16 protein-coding genes and 1 pseudogene are annotated in these 17,268 nt (G+C 51.7%); 5 read left to right on the plus strand and 12 right to left on the minus strand.

The genetic code is table 11. The annotated features are described in order from the left end of the window. Positions 1-35 precede the first annotated feature (35 nt). Both MW898_RS07105 and MW898_RS07110 read left to right on the plus strand, forming a co-directional pair. Positions 36-800 (plus strand): IclR family transcriptional regulator, encoded by a 765-nt coding sequence (locus MW898_RS07105; protein ID WP_248905778.1) that lies wholly within the window; start codon positions 36-38, stop codon positions 798-800. Positions 801-1,105: 305 nt separating this feature from the next. After that, positions 1,106-2,326: an enolase C-terminal domain-like protein gene (locus tag MW898_RS07110; RefSeq protein ID WP_248905781.1), complete on the plus strand. Its 1,221-nt coding sequence runs from the start codon at positions 1,106-1,108 to the stop codon at positions 2,324-2,326. 129 nt (positions 2,327-2,455) lie between these two features. Here the strand turns inward: MW898_RS07110 and MW898_RS07115 are convergent, their stop codons facing one another. Together MW898_RS07115 and MW898_RS07120 are read right to left on the minus strand one after the other, a co-directional pair. Next, on the minus strand, positions 2,456-3,610 hold the full coding sequence (locus MW898_RS07115) for a mandelate racemase/muconate lactonizing enzyme family protein (RefSeq protein ID WP_248905783.1): 1,155 nt from the start codon (positions 3,608-3,610) through the stop codon (positions 2,456-2,458). A 103-nt stretch (positions 3,611-3,713) separates the two neighbouring features. Then, a complete protein-coding gene (locus MW898_RS07120; RefSeq protein WP_248905785.1) occupies positions 3,714-4,796 on the minus strand; it encodes a Gfo/Idh/MocA family protein in 1,083 nt (360 codons plus the stop codon). Between the two features lie 247 nt (positions 4,797-5,043). Between MW898_RS07120 and MW898_RS07125 the strand changes: the two genes are divergently transcribed. Further along, positions 5,044-5,778 (plus strand): sugar phosphate isomerase/epimerase family protein, encoded by a 735-nt coding sequence (locus MW898_RS07125; RefSeq protein WP_248905788.1) that lies wholly within the window; start codon positions 5,044-5,046, stop codon positions 5,776-5,778. 933 nt (positions 5,779-6,711) lie between these two features. Continuing rightward, positions 6,712-7,848, plus strand: coding sequence for a S8 family peptidase (locus MW898_RS07130; RefSeq protein ID WP_248905790.1), 1,137 nt, complete (start codon positions 6,712-6,714; stop codon positions 7,846-7,848). A gap of 134 nt (positions 7,849-7,982) precedes the next feature. Here the strand turns inward: MW898_RS07130 and MW898_RS07135 are convergent, their stop codons facing one another. The 6 genes from MW898_RS07135 to MW898_RS07155 form a co-directional block, all read right to left on the minus strand. After that, complete coding sequence (locus MW898_RS07135; RefSeq protein WP_248905792.1) at positions 7,983-8,600, minus strand: metal-dependent hydrolase; 618 nt, start codon at positions 8,598-8,600, stop codon at positions 7,983-7,985. A gap of 1,083 nt (positions 8,601-9,683) precedes the next feature. After that, complete coding sequence (locus MW898_RS07140) at positions 9,684-10,535, minus strand: sugar phosphate isomerase/epimerase family protein (RefSeq protein ID WP_248905794.1); 852 nt, start codon at positions 10,533-10,535, stop codon at positions 9,684-9,686. A 441-nt stretch (positions 10,536-10,976) separates the two neighbouring features. After that, positions 10,977-11,258 (minus strand): TIM barrel protein, encoded by a 282-nt coding sequence (locus MW898_RS25560; RefSeq protein ID WP_264383127.1) that lies wholly within the window; start codon positions 11,256-11,258, stop codon positions 10,977-10,979. Continuing rightward, positions 11,251-11,640 (minus strand): sugar phosphate isomerase/epimerase family protein, encoded by a 390-nt coding sequence (locus MW898_RS25565; protein ID WP_264383128.1) that lies wholly within the window; start codon positions 11,638-11,640, stop codon positions 11,251-11,253. The genes MW898_RS25560 and MW898_RS25565 overlap by 8 nt, the downstream gene beginning before the upstream one ends. Before the next feature lie 114 nt (positions 11,641-11,754). Continuing rightward, on the minus strand, positions 11,755-12,828 hold the full coding sequence (locus MW898_RS07150) for a Gfo/Idh/MocA family protein (RefSeq protein ID WP_248905796.1): 1,074 nt from the start codon (positions 12,826-12,828) through the stop codon (positions 11,755-11,757). 314 nt (positions 12,829-13,142) lie between these two features. After that, positions 13,143-13,367 (minus strand): glycosyl hydrolase family 28-related protein, encoded by a 225-nt coding sequence (locus MW898_RS07155; RefSeq protein WP_248905797.1) that lies wholly within the window; start codon positions 13,365-13,367, stop codon positions 13,143-13,145. A gap of 907 nt (positions 13,368-14,274) precedes the next feature. Here MW898_RS07155 and MW898_RS07160 point away from each other — a divergent pair. After that, positions 14,275-14,751, plus strand: coding sequence for an SCP2 sterol-binding domain-containing protein (locus tag MW898_RS07160; protein ID WP_248905798.1), 477 nt, complete (start codon positions 14,275-14,277; stop codon positions 14,749-14,751). Positions 14,752-14,904: 153 nt separating this feature from the next. Here the strand turns inward: MW898_RS07160 and MW898_RS07165 are convergent, their stop codons facing one another. The 4 genes and pseudogenes from MW898_RS07165 to MW898_RS26190 form a co-directional block, all read right to left on the minus strand. Next, positions 14,905-15,135 (minus strand): helix-turn-helix domain-containing protein, encoded by a 231-nt coding sequence (locus tag MW898_RS07165; protein WP_248905799.1) that lies wholly within the window; start codon positions 15,133-15,135, stop codon positions 14,905-14,907. Between the two features lie 463 nt (positions 15,136-15,598). Beyond that, positions 15,599-15,775, minus strand: a pseudogene (locus MW898_RS07170) (alpha-L-arabinofuranosidase C-terminal domain-containing protein); the annotation flags it as partial. 526 nt (positions 15,776-16,301) lie between these two features. Next, complete coding sequence (locus MW898_RS07175; protein WP_248905801.1) at positions 16,302-16,586, minus strand: hypothetical protein; 285 nt, start codon at positions 16,584-16,586, stop codon at positions 16,302-16,304. Between the two features lie 126 nt (positions 16,587-16,712). Next, entirely contained in the window at positions 16,713-16,859 is a 147-nt protein-coding gene (locus tag MW898_RS26190; protein WP_368409139.1) for a hypothetical protein, read from the minus strand. Between the last annotated feature and the right edge of the window lie 409 nt (positions 16,860-17,268).

A 17,268-nucleotide genomic window follows, 5' to 3' on the forward strand; every position in this document is an offset into this window, starting at 1 on the left:
TACATATGTAATAGTCTACAATACAGAGAGACACAATGGCCCCGGACGACCACTACCCGGTCAAAGCGACGAAGACATCATTCGAACTTTTAGAGGTGCTCACTGTCGACGGTCCACTCGGTGTGACTGCACTCGCATCGAAAACCGACGTTTCGAAGGGAACAGTGTACAACCATCTGTCAACGCTACGTATGCTTGGATATGTGAAAAAAACCGGCGACACGTACGATGTTACATTTCGGACGCTTGCGATGGGTGAGCGCATGCGAGAGAGGACAACGCTATACAAGACTGCCAGACCCTATCTCAATAACCTCACAAAGACAGCTGGAGAATACACCGGACTTTACATTGAAGAGGAAGGTCGTGGGATCCGTATCTCCCACGCTGTTGAGTCCGATCACTGGTCGCCGCCGATGGTTGATGGAGAGCGAATTGAACTACACGCTACTGCTGCTGGAAAGGCTATCCTCTCTTTGATGCCGGATGACCGTATTGATACTATTATTGAGCGACGGGGACTTGAGGCGTTTACTGAAGAGACGATCACAACCCGAGAAGCGCTATATCAACAGCTTCGGAAGATCCGGGATGATGGTGTTGCATTTAGCAGATCTGAACGTTTTAACACCATCAATGCAGTAGCTGCCCCGATTCGGGGTAACGAAACAGTACAGTATGGCGCTATCAGTGTCGCTGGATCGGCCGAGGTGTTGAAAGGACGGCACTTTGCGGAGGACGTGACTGGTCAGGTGCTGAGTACAGCCAAACGGATAGAGATTGAAGTCCAATCATCATAGCCTGTTTAGAACTGATGGTCGAATTGTGCACAATCTCCGTATCAACACATGCCCCGGTGCGATTACAATCGTACTCCTGTAACATCCACCAGTATAACAGCAGCATCGTTCGGTCTTTGTACTGACGAAGAGAAGGATTGACCGGCAGTCAGATTCCCGAGACGGGAACCGAAAATCGAGCCGATTTTGGACAGCACAGATCACACGGGGAGCCCAGACCGAGTCGTGACTCGAATATGTAGTCCGATACTGTCTGAGATTGCACTCACCAATAGATTAACAACCCGACCGCGAGAGGATCGACCATGCAAGTCAACGAGATGGAGATCATCCCGGTTGCTCACAGAGAACCACCGCTTCGGAACTCTTGGGGAGCCCACAGTGAGGTTGCCGCCCGCACTATCGTTCGACTAACCACTGCAGACGGCGAAGTAGGGATTGGTGAGACCTACGGGGACGAGCAGGTAATTGCCGGTCTCGAAAGCGCCAGAAGTCACGTCGAAGGAATGAATCCCTACGAGTATCGCCGTCTCCGGTACAACGTCGGAGATGACATGGTGTACGGAGCCATCGAAACAGCATTGCTCGACCTCATTGGACGAATCGTTGGTGAACCCGTCTATAATCTCCTTGGCGGAAAGATGCGCGAATCAGTCGATTTCTCGGCGTATCTCTTCTACAAATATGCCGATTCGGACTTTGAATCGGCCGCGATCGCTCCCCAAGAGGTTATGTCTCCCGAGGCGATGGTTGAGGAGGCGCGTGAATTCGTCGACAGCCATGGGTTTGAAACACTGAAACTAAAAGGCGGCGTCCTCGAACCAGACCAAGAAATAGCGACCCTGCAACAGCTCGCCGAAGAGTTCGGTCGAGACACGCCGATGCGAATCGATCCAAACGGTGCGTGGACAGTGGGGACGGCGACGCGAATCGCCCGCGAGCTGCGCGAACGCGACCTCCGAATCGAGTTCCTCGAAGATCCGGTTGTCTCGATGAACGCCCACGCTCGGCTCAAGCGGAATATCGATTACCCGATCGCTACAAACATGTACGTCACCGAGTTCGATCATATCGCTCCGGCCGTTACCACAGAAGCAGTCGATATCATCCTGAGTGACCACCACTATTGGGGTGGACTCACTGGTAATCTCCGACTCGATCACACGGCTCGGACGTTCGACCTCGGGGTTGGGATGCATTCAAACTCTCATCTCGGTGTGTCGATGGCGGCAATGGCCCACATCGGGGCAGCAATGCCCACCGTCCGCTACGCCTGTGACTCTCACTATCCGTGGATGGCTGAGGACGTCATCAAATCCCCCATCGAGTTCGAAGACGGGGCGATTGCTCCATCCGACGAGCCAGGACTCGGCGTTGAACTAGACGAAGACGCGCTCCAGCAGATGCACAAACGGTATCAAGAAGAAGACGTGCTCGCGTACTCCAGCGTCGACTCGATGGCTGCCGAGTACGCCGACGCGATGGCCGATCGCACCGACTGGCTGCCAAACAAACCGATCTGGTGATTATCTAACTGTTGGTCATCACTCCCTCTGAAGGCGTCACGGGCATCCATTCGTCGCAAAGAGCTCGACAACGAGTCAGACAAAACCGGGCGGTGGATGGGAACAGACCGTACACTGATCGAAATGTGGTTACAGAATTCGATACTTCTCGATTTTGTCTTTGTCGACGTCGATCCCCAGTCCGTGACCGTCTGGCACCGCAATAGCACCGTTCTCGACAGACAGGGGATCGGTCAAGATGTCCTCTTCCCACGCGTAGTAAACCGAATCAGGGGGCAGCGTGAATCCAGGAATGCCGGTGACAGCGTGGAGAATGGCTGCGGTTCGGATCCCGAGGTCAAACGCACAGTGGTGAACCAGCGGCACTCCCGCGTCCTCAGCGATGCCAGCGAGCTGACGAAGCGCCGTGATACCGCCCGCAGGCGTCATATCGACGACAGCGACGTCGAGTGCGCCTCGTTCGATAAGCTTTCGGAGATTCCGAGGGATGTAGGTGTCTTCGTTCGGGCCGATCGGTTGGCGCGTTCGTTCCCGAAGTCGAGCCAACGCGGTGTGAGAATCGACTCGGATGGGCTGTTCCATATACTGGAGATAGATACCTGCATCCTCAAGCGAAGCCGCGACACGGACTGCCTCGTCCAACGACCATCCCTGATTCGGGTCTAATCTGAAGTCGAGTCGGCCATCGACTTCGTCGTGCATCGCTTCGATGCGACGGACATCTTCGCGCCAGTCTCGACCGGCCTTCGTCTTTAACACAGAATATCCCTCATCATACGCACGAGCCGCGTGTTCGCGAGATGCTTCTGGTGAGAGGATGCCGAGACAGTACGCGATATCGACCGTCCGCTCACTCTTGCGGGTGGGCGTGTTCGTTCGCTCTGTTGGCACAGGAGCGGTCCATCCGCCTAGCAGCTCGTACACCGGCCGCTCGAGCACCTTGCCGACGATATCCCAGCAGGCAGTTTCGATGGCTGCAAAGAACATATCCACATTGGTGTATTCGATGAAGATCTGGCGACGAAACGTTTCGAGTTCGAACGGTGACCGACCGACGACCCACTGGGCAATTCCGTCTTCGAGGACCGCTTTGGTGGCCGCTGGCGAGAGAAAGACGCGCATCTCACCCCAGCCGGTAACCCCCTCGTCGGTATCGATTCGGATAATCATCCGTTCCATCTCTTCTACTCGACCGTGGTTCGTGACGTACGGCGCAATGCCCCCATCATCGATAACAACGAGGGGGACGCTGACGGCGTATGCTTCGACGTTCGTGATTTCCATGCACGATTACGTTCAGTGTGCTACATTAAAACTGCCGTTGACGCTCTGGTGGAGCCAGAACTCGATCAGTTGAAAGCGACACACCATGAGGAGCGAACACTGCTCAGGAAAGCCGGACCGGTTGCCCTGTTTTTGCCGATTTGTAAATCGCTTCGATGATTGCGACAGCCTTGCGCGCTTCGCTGGCATCAAGCGGGTACGGTTCGCCATCCGACAGTGCCGAGAGAAATGCCTCGATGTTTCGGCGGTGGGTCGAGTAGTCGATGTCCATCGGGTCAGCCGCGCCGCCACTCGCATCCCCCGTGTCACCGAACTCGACACGCACGTCATCATCCGCGGGGTATTCATCACGGAACTGCCAGGTGACGAGTTCGTTTTCGAGGACTTCGGCGGTCCCATCCCGCCCAGCCAGTTGGATCCGCCGAAGAGACCCCGGATACATCGACGTCGCGCCTAAAAGTTGGCCGAGCGCACCGTTTCGATACCGTAGGATGGCAACTGCTGTGTCTTCGACTTCCACGATCTCGTCGTCGTGACTCCGACGGGCTGTATACGCGATGACTTCGTCAACTGGGTTTTCATCTGGCGCGAGATCCATCGTGGCACCAACGAGCCACTGGATTGCATCAATACCGTGTATTGACTGGTTCATCAGCGCACCGCCGCCGTCAAGCTTCTGGGTCCCTTGCCACGCCCCGTCGTAGTACTCGTCGTCGCGCCACCAGGGAACGTACGCATTCGCTACCGAGAGCTGGCCAAAGCGGGAGTCAACGGCTGCCTCGTGGACTTTCCCGAGCAAATCAGTGAACCGTTGCTGGAACACGCCGCCGAGCGTGATGCCTGCTGCATCTGCTGTGGCGACCATCTCATCGATGCGGTCGGTCGTGATTTCGAGTGGTTTCTCACAGAGAACATCAACGCCGTGATCGGCCGCTGTGATCGTCGGTTCGAGATGTGCGCCGCTCGGCGTGCAAACTATGAGAACATCTGGCTCTGTCGCTTCGAGCATCGGCTCGGTTTCGGAGTACCACTCACAGTCGTACGTCTCAGCGAACGCTCGACCCTTTGCTTCGGTCCGGCACGAACCCCCAACGAGTGTTGCGTGCTCAATATCGGCGATGGATAACGCGTGCATCTCGGCGACGGCACCGATGCCGGCGATAGCGATGCGGAAGTCTTCGCTCATGTACGTCAGAGGATGCGAACGTGTGGGTGAAAAGAATATCGGCTCTGTACTCCAATAATCGGTATGAATGTGGGAGTCTCACTGGAGATTTCGAGTGTCGACAGCGCCAATCTTACGCCACCGAAATGGCAGTTCAACGTGAGTACAAGAAAGCATGACGCGAGGGCGTTCAATCACGGAGCGTTTTGATGAACTGTGAGCGTTCAGGAATCGAAACACCAATACGGAGCATGGGTCAACGTATCGTATGGCAAAGACAGCCATCAACCTATACAGCGTGCGCGAATTGGATGAACCGTTACTCGAAATCCTCGACCGAGTAGCTGATGCGGGCTACGATGGAGTGCAGTTTTCTGGCGGTCTGGAGGAGGTAGATCCCACAGAGATTGTTGCAGCGCTGGATGAAACGGGACTCGAACCAACCGGTGCGCACGTCGACATCGGGGAGCTTGAGGAGGATCTTGGCGAGGCGTACGAACTCTATGACGAGACGCTCGGCTGTGCGTCGGCAGTCGTCCCATATCTCGACGAGAGTCACTTTGACTCCGAGGCTGCCGTCGAGCGAACTGCCGAAAGAATCGCAGCACTCTCGGCTGATGCAAGCGAATTCAACTGGCCGATCCACTACCACAATCACGCACACGAATTCGTGGATTTCGGTGACGAAACTGCATTCGAACGGTTCGCCGAACTCGCGCCTCGGGTGGGTATCGAACTCGATGTCGGTTGGGCACTCGTCGGCGGATCAGATCCTGTTGAACTACTATCGCGGTACGGTGACCGAATCAACATGGTCCACATGAAGGACATGGATGCCGAGATGGAGGAATTTCGCGAAATCGGCGACGGAGACGTTGATATGCAGGCCTGTGCCGACGCAGCGGACGAAGCAGACGTTGAGTGGCTCATCTACGAACACGACGAACCGGAAGACCCGAGAGCCTCTATCGAGACTGGTGCTGCGTTTCTCGATTCGCTCTGAGTGTAGCGCCTGCTCGCCCGCCGTCCAAACTTTTGCGAAGTAATCGATGCACGCCGTGGTCTAGACTTGCTATTGTTCGGTGTACTGCTCGTTCCGCAACGGTATCTGAAGGCGGTTGTATCGTTATTTCCGTCTATAACGACTCGTCAGCTATACGCCAAGAGTAGATAATGCTGTGCTATAAATAATCACTCAATGGTATGTGCAGCAGAAATGAGTAACTTGACGATCTATCCTATTGATGAGTGGGGACTGAGCTACTGTTTCAGTTCGTTTTCCACACCAGATATGACGGATAACAATTATATTTGAATCTTGAACGTATCTTAGCTAGTGTAGCACACAAATCCCATTTCCGTGCCTCTCGTCAGGAATGAGTACCGTTTCAGTCACACCGCTATACAGTCCGTTCGATTGTGATTGAATAGGGAGTCACACCTGAGTATCATTGTTATAATGTCACCATTGATCAAACTATAATCGTACCCGTTCCAGTCGAATCTCAAAGGATGAGCGAGATCCTTGGAGACCATCTGTAATCTGATGTTCATAAATTGAACTAATTAAAATTTGATTGTTAGAACGTCATCATCACACTCCTTATTGAGCATAATACGGATTGTATAGAAGAACATTCCTCAACGATAGTTTGAGCAAGATACTTAGTGATCGTATATAATGAGTTGATAATTCTAATCAATATTCTAATCGTTGGTTACATTCTCAACACGTGGAGTATCAGAATTGAGGAAGAGACGAACCTTGGCATGAACGTCTAGATCCATCTACAAATTCTTTGAAGACAGAAGTGCATTCTGTTGAGTCATTTTTGCGTACGTCTGCTACAACATAGATATATTCATACATTTTAATATATCTACTATATTAGAAATCAATAAATATATAATACCTTGGAATAATTATTTTTTGGGTATGTGGGAAAATACCAGCTCAGTAACTAGACGTAGATTACTTCGGACAATCGGTGGAGCCGCGACTCTCAGCGGTATTAGTGGGCTTGCCTCAGCAAAGCCAGACGACGTGATAGAAGTCAACATTGGCTATGATCACGATGCTGGACGACAGGCAGCACTCACGGCAGCAGATCAGACCGTTCGAGAGTTTTCGTTCGATGCAGCCACGATGCGGGTACCAAAACGGGCGCTGAAGGGATTGCAGCAGCGTTCTGATGTTCGGTATATCGAAGCGAACGGTCAGATGCACGCGCTTGCCCAATCCAAGCCGTGGGGCATCGACCGCGTTGATGCCGATCTTGCACACAGTGCAGGTCACACTGGTTCCGGAGCCGATATCGCTATCATAGACACGGGGATCGACGCCAGCCATCCAGATCTTCAGGACAATCTCGGATCAGGACACGCAGTCACGAGCTGCCTGTTCGGGTGTGACTACGACTGGGGTGACGACAACGGACACGGTACTCACTGTGCGGGGATTGCCAACGCGGTGAACAACTCCGAGGGTGTCGTTGGCGTAAGTACGAACGCGACCCTCCACGCTGTCAAGGTGCTCAACTTTTTCGGAAGTGGATCGCACTCGGACATCGCTGCTGGTATCGAATACGTCGCCGATCAGGGATGGGATGTTGCTAGTCTCAGTCTCGGTGGCAGCCAGTCGTCCGCAGTAGCAGACGCCGTCGAATACGCCTACAATCGAGGCGTTCTCGTTGTCGCTGCTGCCGGTAACAGTGGTCCGTGTACCGACTGTGTGGGCTACCCAGCAGCCGAGCCGAACGCTATCGCAGTGAGCGCAACGAACGACAACGACGGACTTGCGGAATTCTCATCGACAGGTCCCGAAGTAGAGATCGCCGCACCCGGTGCAGACATCTATTCGACGTATAACGGCGACAGTTACGACACTCTCAGTGGAACTTCGATGGCGTGTCCACACGTGGCAGGAGCCGGTGGGCTGCTCATGAGTGAAGGCTACACGAACACCGAGGCTCGTCAACAACTACAAGACGCGGCCGAAGATATCGGACTGTCAAGCAACGAGCAGGGATCAGGTCTTCTTGATGCCGCGGCGGCACTCGGACTGAACTCCTGATAACCACCGGCAACCTCCTTCCCGTCTCATCTTTTGATGCTATTCGAAGTGGACATTTCACGTAGAACCATCGGTCATCAACCCAGTGACAGTCTCTGATCGGGAATCCGTTTTACTTACCATTCTGCCTGCGGCTACGGGGTCGGAATGTCAGAGAGAAGCGTCAGTCCTGTTTGAAGCACAGACCCAAGCGGTGTCGCCAACAACGCGACCAGCAAGATCGCACCTGCACCGAGTCCGAACAGGAGTCCGTTGGCAAGTCTGCTATCGGGGTGCAGCCCGACAAATGATACCCGTCGCTTCGAGAACGGCAACAGTGGCTGAACCCCGGGGCCTGTAATAATGTCTCCGAGTAGGTGTAGCACGATCCCACTGCTCCCGACACACCAACCAACAGCCGAGAGTGTCGGTGCATCGAGTGCCGAAAAACGGACAACGATCCACGTGAACGCGTTGATACCAGTCGTAGAGAGCCAGTCTGCGATTGGAGCGGTCACATACGTGCCAAGCACCCAGCCTCCTCCGGCACACAGCCAACCAACGAGTGCTGCCGTGAGGAATGTATGACTCGTTCCCCGATTCCGGAAGCCATCGAACCGTTGATCGCGGTTCGGCAGCGGTTCAATCACCAGCACACCCAACGAGAGCAGCGCCAAGAACGGTCGTCCGGCCCGGAGAAATGTGTACAGAAACGGAGACAGGAAGAGCAAGACAATCCCAACGTGGCCGTTGCGATACATGGCTATACGCATTCGGTGCCCATGTCGGGCGAGTGTCGTTCCCGCAAATCAGCGCGCTGACCAGCGCATGTCTGCGCGTGGTTGCAGCCTCCCCATCGGTTCCTAAACCTCCACCACACGTGATACGTGGTTTGTCTGGAATTGGTTTCGAGCCAGTTGCCTCGATCGTAGTGGGTCGGTCCAGAGCATTTCTCAGTAGAGATAGTTCTATTTGACACAGTATCGTTTCCATACGTAATCGTTGACTCTACCATCCATGTTGATGGGTTCTGATTCCAGGTGTGCACTCATTCTGGTGTTTGAGGCCTCGTCTCTGAAAAAGTATTGCACCCAGCAACCGCTGCAAACAGGATCTCGTACTTATCGATTACTGAATCATAAATGTTCACTCATCAAACTAATGGCGAAAATGAGGCGAGGCTGAGTGACGTCAATATCTGTCTTCGATATTTTTCAATGAAAAATGATTCTGCGATAGACGCGGAAATTGTTAATCATCAACAATCTATTTCTAACCGGACAGTTATTGATAGCAAAACACGTATTACATATTAACACAGATATCCTCTATTTACTATACAGAAGTCATATTGCGGACACACATTAAAATATCAGCGAATATCTGACAGACATATTGATGTTTATATCACACAAGACACTACATCGAATATTTGCAGCAAGTAGTCACGGATCAGGCGATGACTTTTGCCCTCACAGACGCACAGTCGCTGTCCTCACGACTGATTACTACTACAACCAGAATAATTCGTTCTACTGGTGTCCTTGTTAGTATGCCTGTTAACAATGAGAGTTACTTGTCAAGATCTGTTTGCTTAAGAGTACATTCCAAACGTGAGATTAGTTATAACGTGATATGGGTACCATATTTGAATCAGATACTGAGCCTTTTCTACTACTTCTCGAATCTCCGTTGTCACCAATTTACACTACTTCTCGAACCTTCAGCAAGAACCAATTCGTATACCAACGATCTGATACGGCGAATAGCGGGACGCTGCGGATACTCAGATGAACCTTACGGAGGTACTCATGTAATGGACACCCTGCTCTCGCTCAGGAGCCACTGTCGACGCGCTATTCGTATGAACAATCAACCTGGTCCATACAGGCTCGGAGAGCGTCGGTTGCGACATCGAACGCTTCCGGACCGCTGAATCCACCCTTTTCACCAGCGTGTGCGAGATGCGGTTCGAGCGCAGCGTATCCAATGTATCCGCGTCGTTTGAACGCACCGAGAATCTCTGGAATCCGACCATCTCCATCACCCGCGGGTCGAATCGCTCCGCGCTGACCGAACTCGGCGTCCTTGATATGAAGATATTCGACGTACTCGATCAGATCGAGAAGCGCATCTGGATACGGCTGGCATCCGGTTTCGAGGAAATTAGCAGGGTCGAAGATCGCGCGGAAGTTCGACGAATTGATCGTCGTCAGAAGATCACGACAGCGTGCGGGGGTATCGCCGTAGATATCCTTCTCGTTCTCGTGGAGGAGCGTAATACCCATTTCCTCTGCGAGATCGACTTTCGTCTCCATCCGATGGAGCACCTCCTCGCGGTGGTCAGCCGGCTCCTCTCGTTCGGGAATCCAGTAGGAGAACAGCCGAATGTACTCCGTTTCGAAGAAGTCAGCAATGTCAAGTGCGTGCTCGAATCGTTCGCGGTGGGGTTCGAACGCATCGGTAATGTCGATCTTCCCGATTGGGGAACCGATCGACGCGACTTTGATATCCCGCCGATTCAGCTCGTTCCGGACGTGAACGAGTTGTTTCTCAGTCAAGTCGAGAATGTTGGTTCCGTCGACGCTCCGGAGATCAATATGACCGAGACCGAGTTCTTCGAAGACATCAAGCTGCGTATCGAGGTCAGCGGCGATCTCGTCGGCAAATCCACTGAGGATGAACGTGGCGTCGGAATTGAGTGACATGAGATAGTAAAGCAACCCGTCGAGCGATATTATCTCTTGGGAAAGACGCAACACGGGGTGTGATATCCGGACCGTTGAATGTCGGCTTACTACGACCCACGACCCCATTCATTCGTAAAATTACTGTGCGTAGACCAACCCAATCACAACCGAGAAAACCGAAGTATTCGTCAGAAGGACGCTGACGATTGTGGATTCACACAGCATAGACGTGGACGATGAAATGTACTTCCTGTGTTGTCACCCTTGTCCATGAGGTCCAGAACGTCCGGCCGGTCGTTCATTTGAATCACGGTGACTGCGTCCTCATCCTCTGGATACGAGGACCCTCTACTCACTACACGAATCGGAGATACGATAATGATAATATGATCGTGCTAAGGCTCTCTGAGCGCACGCACGTCGTGCATAACTGTGTCTGGGTCGCCAATTGGGGAGAGCTCACAACCGGCGTAGCCGTCGTATTCCTTCTCCGCGATCGTAGCAAAGAGATTCCCGTACTTTACGTTCGCCCATCCCAAGCTCATGGCGACCGGGCGTATCTGCACTATGCGTATGGTCGATCAGATCGGGATGATTCTGGAAGCTTCGAATAACGTCACCACTCGTGATCTGTGCGTGGTAGAAGTCGTACAGCAGCTTCACGCTCGGGCTGTCGACCGTCTTAATTAGCTCTGCCCCCTCCACAGCGGAGATGATCAGGTAGCCCGAGTGGTCACGCACGTTGAGGGCTCCAATACGAGCGTAGTGTCGGTGATTCTGCCACTGGAGCCACTTCACGAAGGACAGAGGCGACGTTCTCTCGCTGTCTCTTCTCATCAAGATCGTCTTGAACACGATCAGCCTTGACGTTCAGATTCTGATAACTGACCCGCTCAGCGAGAGCAATTGTTTCCGTGACGTTCGCCACTGCATCGTCGAATCGGTCCGGACGGTTCAATGGCGGACAGACTCCCGACATGTAGACAAACGCTAACCCACGCTCATCGCATCGTTCGCCAAAAGCTTCGACGTTGGCGTCAACTCCGTACAGTTCGATGCCATCGAATCCAGCCTCGGAAACGTGATCGACGTACGCTGGGGACGGATTCCCATCGAACAGCATATTGAGATATCCGGACACCCCGGAACATACCCGTGTCTCACTTGGGAACGAAAGCTCCGTTACCGTACCAGAGATCAACGACCTATAGAGCAACTCGAATAGAGTGGGACTTCGCTACAGCTCAGTCGAACTGGGCTGGAGATCGCCGGATTCGACCATCGCGTCCAGTGGATTGTCCTCGATTTTGAGCGGGAATTCGACCCGGCCGCGAGAACGGACGGACTCATACGTTCCGAAAATGATCTCCATCGCTCTGAGCGCATTCTCTGCTCCGAGTTGGGACTTTTCGTTTGTATCCAGACACGCCACGATGTGTTCGATACCGAGTCCAATAGTGGTTCTTTCCGGCTCTTCGAGCAGGACTGCTTCCCAACCCTCTCCATCGAATCGGTTGATTCGGAGGGCGGCGTCATCGTCGTACGGGTGAACCTCTATGATTCCTTCACTTCCAACGAGTCGATTGTGGCAACCGATGATCGCTTGACCAACGTGACCAGTCGAGGCGAAGCCGCGAACGCCGTTGTCGTACTCCCACACCGCAACTGACTGGTTCTCATTGTGGCTTCCATAGCGGACGTCCGCTTCTCGGTAGTCGATTCCCCCAAGAACCCACTCAGCAGGACACTCATCGTTGTAGAAATTGCACAGATCGATCAGATGGGTCCCGAAGTCGAACAGGTTTTTCCCACCGATCATCACTCGTTCGAGCGTCCCTATCTCACCGCTGTCGAGCAAATCCTTGGCTGCTCGCCACTGTGGGTCGAACCGGCGCTGGTGATTGAACGTCAACTGGATCTCCTGTTCGTCACAAGCGATCGCCATTCGTTGGCAATCGCCCCACGTCTCTGCCATCGGCTTTTCACAATGAATCGCATCAGGTACGGCTGTTTCTGCTACGTCCACAACGATATCCGCGTGAGTCGGCACTGGCGTGGCAATACTCACGATATCCGGATCGGTCTCGTACAGCATCTCCTCGTAGTCCTCGTAGACGTTCTCGCCACTGATATCGAACTCATCCGCGAACGCTCGTGCGTTCTCGAGAACAAGGTCTGCACAGGAGACGAGGGCACACTGATCCTGCTGTTGATATCCCCATCCATGCCGATATGCCATCGCCGCACTCTCTCCCCACACTTGATTGTGCGGCTCTGGTCCGGTCCCGATAAAAGCCACGTCGTAGTTCATCCTTTTTGGATGCGTCTTGCCATCTAATAAATACTTCTATAGACGTAGATATACGATATAGTGTCCGAACTGCGGCGATACGAGCGCTGTTCGTGTCTTGACCCACTTCATTCGACATCTGAATTATTCAAATGTTCCGCACAGGGGAACGAAGATCGATCATCATAAAACCCCCACCAATAGTCCCCTGACCATCGATGGTTCCACGGCCCGTAATTTCGACGGTGTCCGCACCAGTAATCAACAAATACGGATGGAAGCCGGCTTGGTTCTATCCCTCCCACCGACTCGTAACCGTTGGAAATATCGAGGCATCAGCGGACGAATCGCAACGTCGCGCCAGCAGCAACGTGTAACGTCGTTTGGTCGCGTATGGTAAGCGCTGCTGACAGATAATCACCAGCCGAAACGTAAACGGTGCCACCTGATGCAGCGCAGTCATCGAGTGCGAACTGTATCGCATCGGTGTCATAGTGTTCGCCATCGTCGGTTACGCCATAGTCCCGGATATCAAACAGCGTATCTGCTGACTCGTGCATCAGTGGCGTATCCAATCGTATGAACATAATCATTGTGTCGAAAATTTGAATGAGGGTGATTGTACTCATCTCATATCACTATTTACTCCACCCACAATGGCGGGAGATGGACAAACAACGATCAGCTTCGACGATTGGACTCGTTGGGAGGTAAATGCATCATGTTCGACCAGTTCGTTCTGAGATTTTTCGGGTGACGACCATCGACTCGTCACGAATCGAATGCGTACCAAAGACAGAGCACTACTCAGGCATGACAAGTGTGACGTTGTCACATCAACCAACCTCCATTTTGACATCGGAGTATATGATACTATTAGCGAACGTCCATAGTTCGTTCGCGTGTCCACATCTTCGAATCAGATATCCGACTCAGGATCGATAGTACTCTCTGGCTGTTGTCGACAACAAATGTGGTAGAAGCTTACTCGGTAGTCAGAACAGCGTACTATCGATATATTATCCGTGAAATCTAACTATCCGTAACTCGCTCGAATTCAACGGACTGAATAACCGACGGAGCGACTCGCAGCCACCGATAGTGCGAGGACCTCTCCCTCAGATATACATTATCCATATGGATGACGAACAAATATCTTAGCAGTGAGGTGTGCGTTGTCATGCATTGTTGGCCAATTTTAGGACTCCAACAATCTACTGTTGGTAGATGTAAATATATCAAAAATTATATTTACTGATTACACAAACAGTCCAGAATATAGCATTTTGCTTTTTGTGATAACCACGCAATTGGGGATGCCTAGAGATGGAAACTAATACCATCGTCATAAATTCCATAATCACACAGTTTACGATCAACGTCAATCTCATTCGAGATGTGTTTATAATAACCGGGATATTCCCCGGGCAACAATTTACTCATTCGGTCACGAACGGGAGATGTACGATGGCTATTGACATTGTCAACGAACGCGAAGCGTGGATTAACGAGTGGATGAACAAAGTAAACACTGAAAGCGACTATCACGAAACCGGTCAGGGTTGGGGCGAGGGATTCAACGGAGATTTCGTTTTCGAGGTCGAAGTCGATGATGAATATCAGGAAGCCAAGCAGTACACCGACGATGACATCGAAAATGGCATTGCTTTCTTCGCAGAAGTTAGCGACGGAGAGGTCCATGACGCGACCCCCATTGACGTTGATGATATCGCGGAGTACGATTACGGGTTTAATTACCACGGTACATACTCCAACTGGAAGGAGCTGATCAAGCAGAATATTGGACCGATCGATGGTCTGATGAGCGGCCAGTTCGAGATTGAAGGAGATATGCAAAAAATTCTGCAGTGGAGCGATGGTGCATCGTCGCTCGCAAACGCATCGGGCATGGTTGAGACCTCATTTCCCGAAGAGGAAGCATAGTAGCTCTGGGCGGTAGTCGCTGTCTGTTTTGAAGCAAGCGACTCATGTTGATGACATCTTGGCCGACTTGTAAAACGGAGATCTCTCAGAGAACGAGCAACAGTCGAGCCACCACTGACACACGTCGGAATTACTATCCCAAAATGTACTCATTCACTCGGCTCGGTGGCGTAGCCGACTCGCTGCCGATATGTTCACGTCGAGTGTCGCTGCCAAATCAGCGAGCGTACAGTTTCGAGGAATATCGTAACATCCACCGAGTGCTTCGGTGCTGAGCTTCCATTGGTAGTCTGTGAGCAACTCGCCTGAATCGTGAGATTGGATTAACAACACAGCCCAGTATGGAATATCTGCTGCAGCCAACGTCTCCGTGTGCGCCGACAATTGAATATATTCTTTAGAAGATACAGTTGGAAATATCTCCTCGATGGTTATCTGTCTAATGAGCTAAATCATATTAGTCATACGAGTGTACGATATTGCGAATCAGATTTATCATCTCGATGTGAGTCTACGATCATCTCGACAGCGAATATGAGCAAGGTGCTGTGTAGTCCGAAGAACGTTCCTCGAAGAGAATCTCTCATCATTCGCAGCATCGACAGAATTTTTATATACTAACAGATATATCAAAAGATAGCAAGTGGTTCAACAGTGAGTACGAATGAACAACCAATCATCAGTTTCGCGATGTTGGGACACCGATTTGTACGTTGTTGCCGAGGATGAGCCCAGTACAGCCAGAGGGACTCGCTGCGCTGGCTACACCGACTGATTGCAGGAACCGACGGCGTGTTATTGACCCTGAACGACGTCGGGAAGTAGATCCCGACGATACGATAGGCGTCACGAGACACTGAAGGACGTCACGGTCTGGACAATGTTGGATATTGTCATGACGTCGCTGTGACCGTTTAAGATATCCAGAACAGCAGCCGCAGAAAGCGCACCGAAAACGAGTCCGGGCTGTTCGAGACCGCTATCCGAGGTGGCTTCCGGGATGCCATGCACCCCACTCGTCGAGTTGCCCATGATGTGGTCGTCTATTTGTACGTCGATCCGATCGTTCGGGACCGACCGTTCCACGATTACTGGACGAAAACTGACAAAAAGAAGAGAATGCACCAATCACTACGGATAAAATACCGCGACGATTGTTATCAATGCGCTTATCGCACATGAGAATTACGACTGTTATGAGCTTCCGACGTGACCGGAAGCTAGTTTAATGACCACACTGTCCCTTATTTTGTCCACGTTGAACCGGTGTCCATTACAGTCGTACGCTCGTAATTTCAGACGTTCAATTTCGGTCAGTTTAGCCAGAGTGGTGGAAGCCCGACGTGGATCAATTTTCTCGGGTCGCACTATTAACGAAAAGAGTTGGTAGAGGGAGAAAGAGGACAAAATCTGGATAGTTGATGGGCATCTCATTTCGGTATACGACGCTCGAATCACACAACTCAAACATGACTTCACACCTGGGACAACCTGGTCGTGGAACAATCCACTGGGGTAACAACAACCAGCCACTCATCTTGCGAATACGCTCATGTTTTCATTCGAACGTCGGTTTTCTCGATTGCCCCCATCGTAGTACGGAATTGCCGTAACCGTCGTGTCTTCGTGCTCGGTCGCCTCGACCGGTAGATAGAGTTCGTCTTCCCGGACAGATGTGTTGGGGACAGTGACTCGCCCTCGAATGGGGCCGCCGTAGCGAGGACGTACTGATGGAGTGGGCAGTTATTGTCGACAGCCTCAAGACAGTAGATGAGTGCTCCGTGAGTGAGTGCAAATGCCTCCGTATCAGCTTCGACATTGGGATGGGCAACCATCTGACTAACACTCTGTGCTAACGTGAGCGTGACTCGATCGTTTTTTCACGTCCGATTCAGTTCGAGATATTCGTTGTGTTCGATAGCAACGGATTCACCATCGACTTCGACAGTAATATCGTCACGTCACTCGGGGATACGCAAGCGAACAGAGAATTCAGCCGAATCAGACGTGCTGATCTGGATCTGTACATCGCCCTCCCACGGAACTGAACTCTGGTGAGCGATCTCGACATCGGTGAAAGAGACTGATTTAGTTTCTTTATTTTCCATATTTATAACCAATCCACACAGTTCCCCCGTCACGATCAACCCAATTACCTTTATTGAAAGCGAAAGCTTGCGATTCGATTCCAATGAACGGATCAGTACTATTAGGCCATCATTTCGTGATGTCCGAAGCGCTGATCCTCAGAGAGACAATAGTCATTCAGTCGTTGATAACTAATTACTCATGAAGGAGACGAAGCAGTGAGATACCCTCCAGTTTTATGAATTACTCATCAGAATGAGTAAAAGGATTTTGGAAGAAAGCTTATGATTCGGTGTAGACACGATATGCTTTCCAGTGTGATATTTGGAATCAGCGTTCGGTGGGTTCCATTCGACTAAGAATGATGTAGCAATACTCAGCGAGAGTTCGTCTCATAGCTACACAAGAATTTCGATTCACTCAATTGAT

It is taken from the genome of Halocatena marina (assembly GCF_023276375.1).
Classification (GTDB): Archaea; Halobacteriota; Halobacteria; order Halobacteriales; family Haloarculaceae; genus Halocatena; species Halocatena marina.

What these genes read in the sequence shown, in the direction of transcription:
- MW898_RS07105 (WP_248905778.1), top strand. Translation starts at nt 36, where the DNA reads ATGGCCCCGGACGACCACTACCCGGTCAAAGCGACGAAGACATCATTC.
- MW898_RS07110 (WP_248905781.1), top strand. Translation starts at nt 1,106, where the DNA reads ATGCAAGTCAACGAGATGGAGATCATCCCGGTTGCTCACAGAGAACCA.
- MW898_RS07115 (WP_248905783.1), bottom strand. Translation starts at nt 3,610, where the DNA reads ATGGAAATCACGAACGTCGAAGCATACGCCGTCAGCGTCCCCCTCGTT.
- MW898_RS07120 (WP_248905785.1), bottom strand. Translation starts at nt 4,796, where the DNA reads ATGAGCGAAGACTTCCGCATCGCTATCGCCGGCATCGGTGCCGTCGCC.
- MW898_RS07125 (WP_248905788.1), top strand. Translation starts at nt 5,044, where the DNA reads ATGGCAAAGACAGCCATCAACCTATACAGCGTGCGCGAATTGGATGAA.
- MW898_RS07130 (WP_248905790.1), top strand. Translation starts at nt 6,712, where the DNA reads ATGTGGGAAAATACCAGCTCAGTAACTAGACGTAGATTACTTCGGACA.
- MW898_RS07135 (WP_248905792.1), bottom strand. Translation starts at nt 8,600, where the DNA reads ATGCGTATAGCCATGTATCGCAACGGCCACGTTGGGATTGTCTTGCTC.
- MW898_RS07140 (WP_248905794.1), bottom strand. Translation starts at nt 10,535, where the DNA reads ATGTCACTCAATTCCGACGCCACGTTCATCCTCAGTGGATTTGCCGAC.
- MW898_RS25565 (WP_264383128.1), bottom strand. Translation starts at nt 11,640, where the DNA reads ATGCTGTTCGATGGGAATCCGTCCCCAGCGTACGTCGATCACGTTTCC.
- MW898_RS07150 (WP_248905796.1), bottom strand. Translation starts at nt 12,828, where the DNA reads ATGAACTACGACGTGGCTTTTATCGGGACCGGACCAGAGCCGCACAAT.
- MW898_RS07155 (WP_248905797.1), bottom strand. Translation starts at nt 13,367, where the DNA reads ATGCACGAGTCAGCAGATACGCTGTTTGATATCCGGGACTATGGCGTA.
- MW898_RS07160 (WP_248905798.1), top strand. Translation starts at nt 14,275, where the DNA reads ATGGCTATTGACATTGTCAACGAACGCGAAGCGTGGATTAACGAGTGG.
- MW898_RS07175 (WP_248905801.1), bottom strand. Translation starts at nt 16,586, where the DNA reads ATGGTTGCCCATCCCAATGTCGAAGCTGATACGGAGGCATTTGCACTC.
- MW898_RS26190 (WP_368409139.1), bottom strand. Translation starts at nt 16,859, where the DNA reads ATGGAAAATAAAGAAACTAAATCAGTCTCTTTCACCGATGTCGAGATC.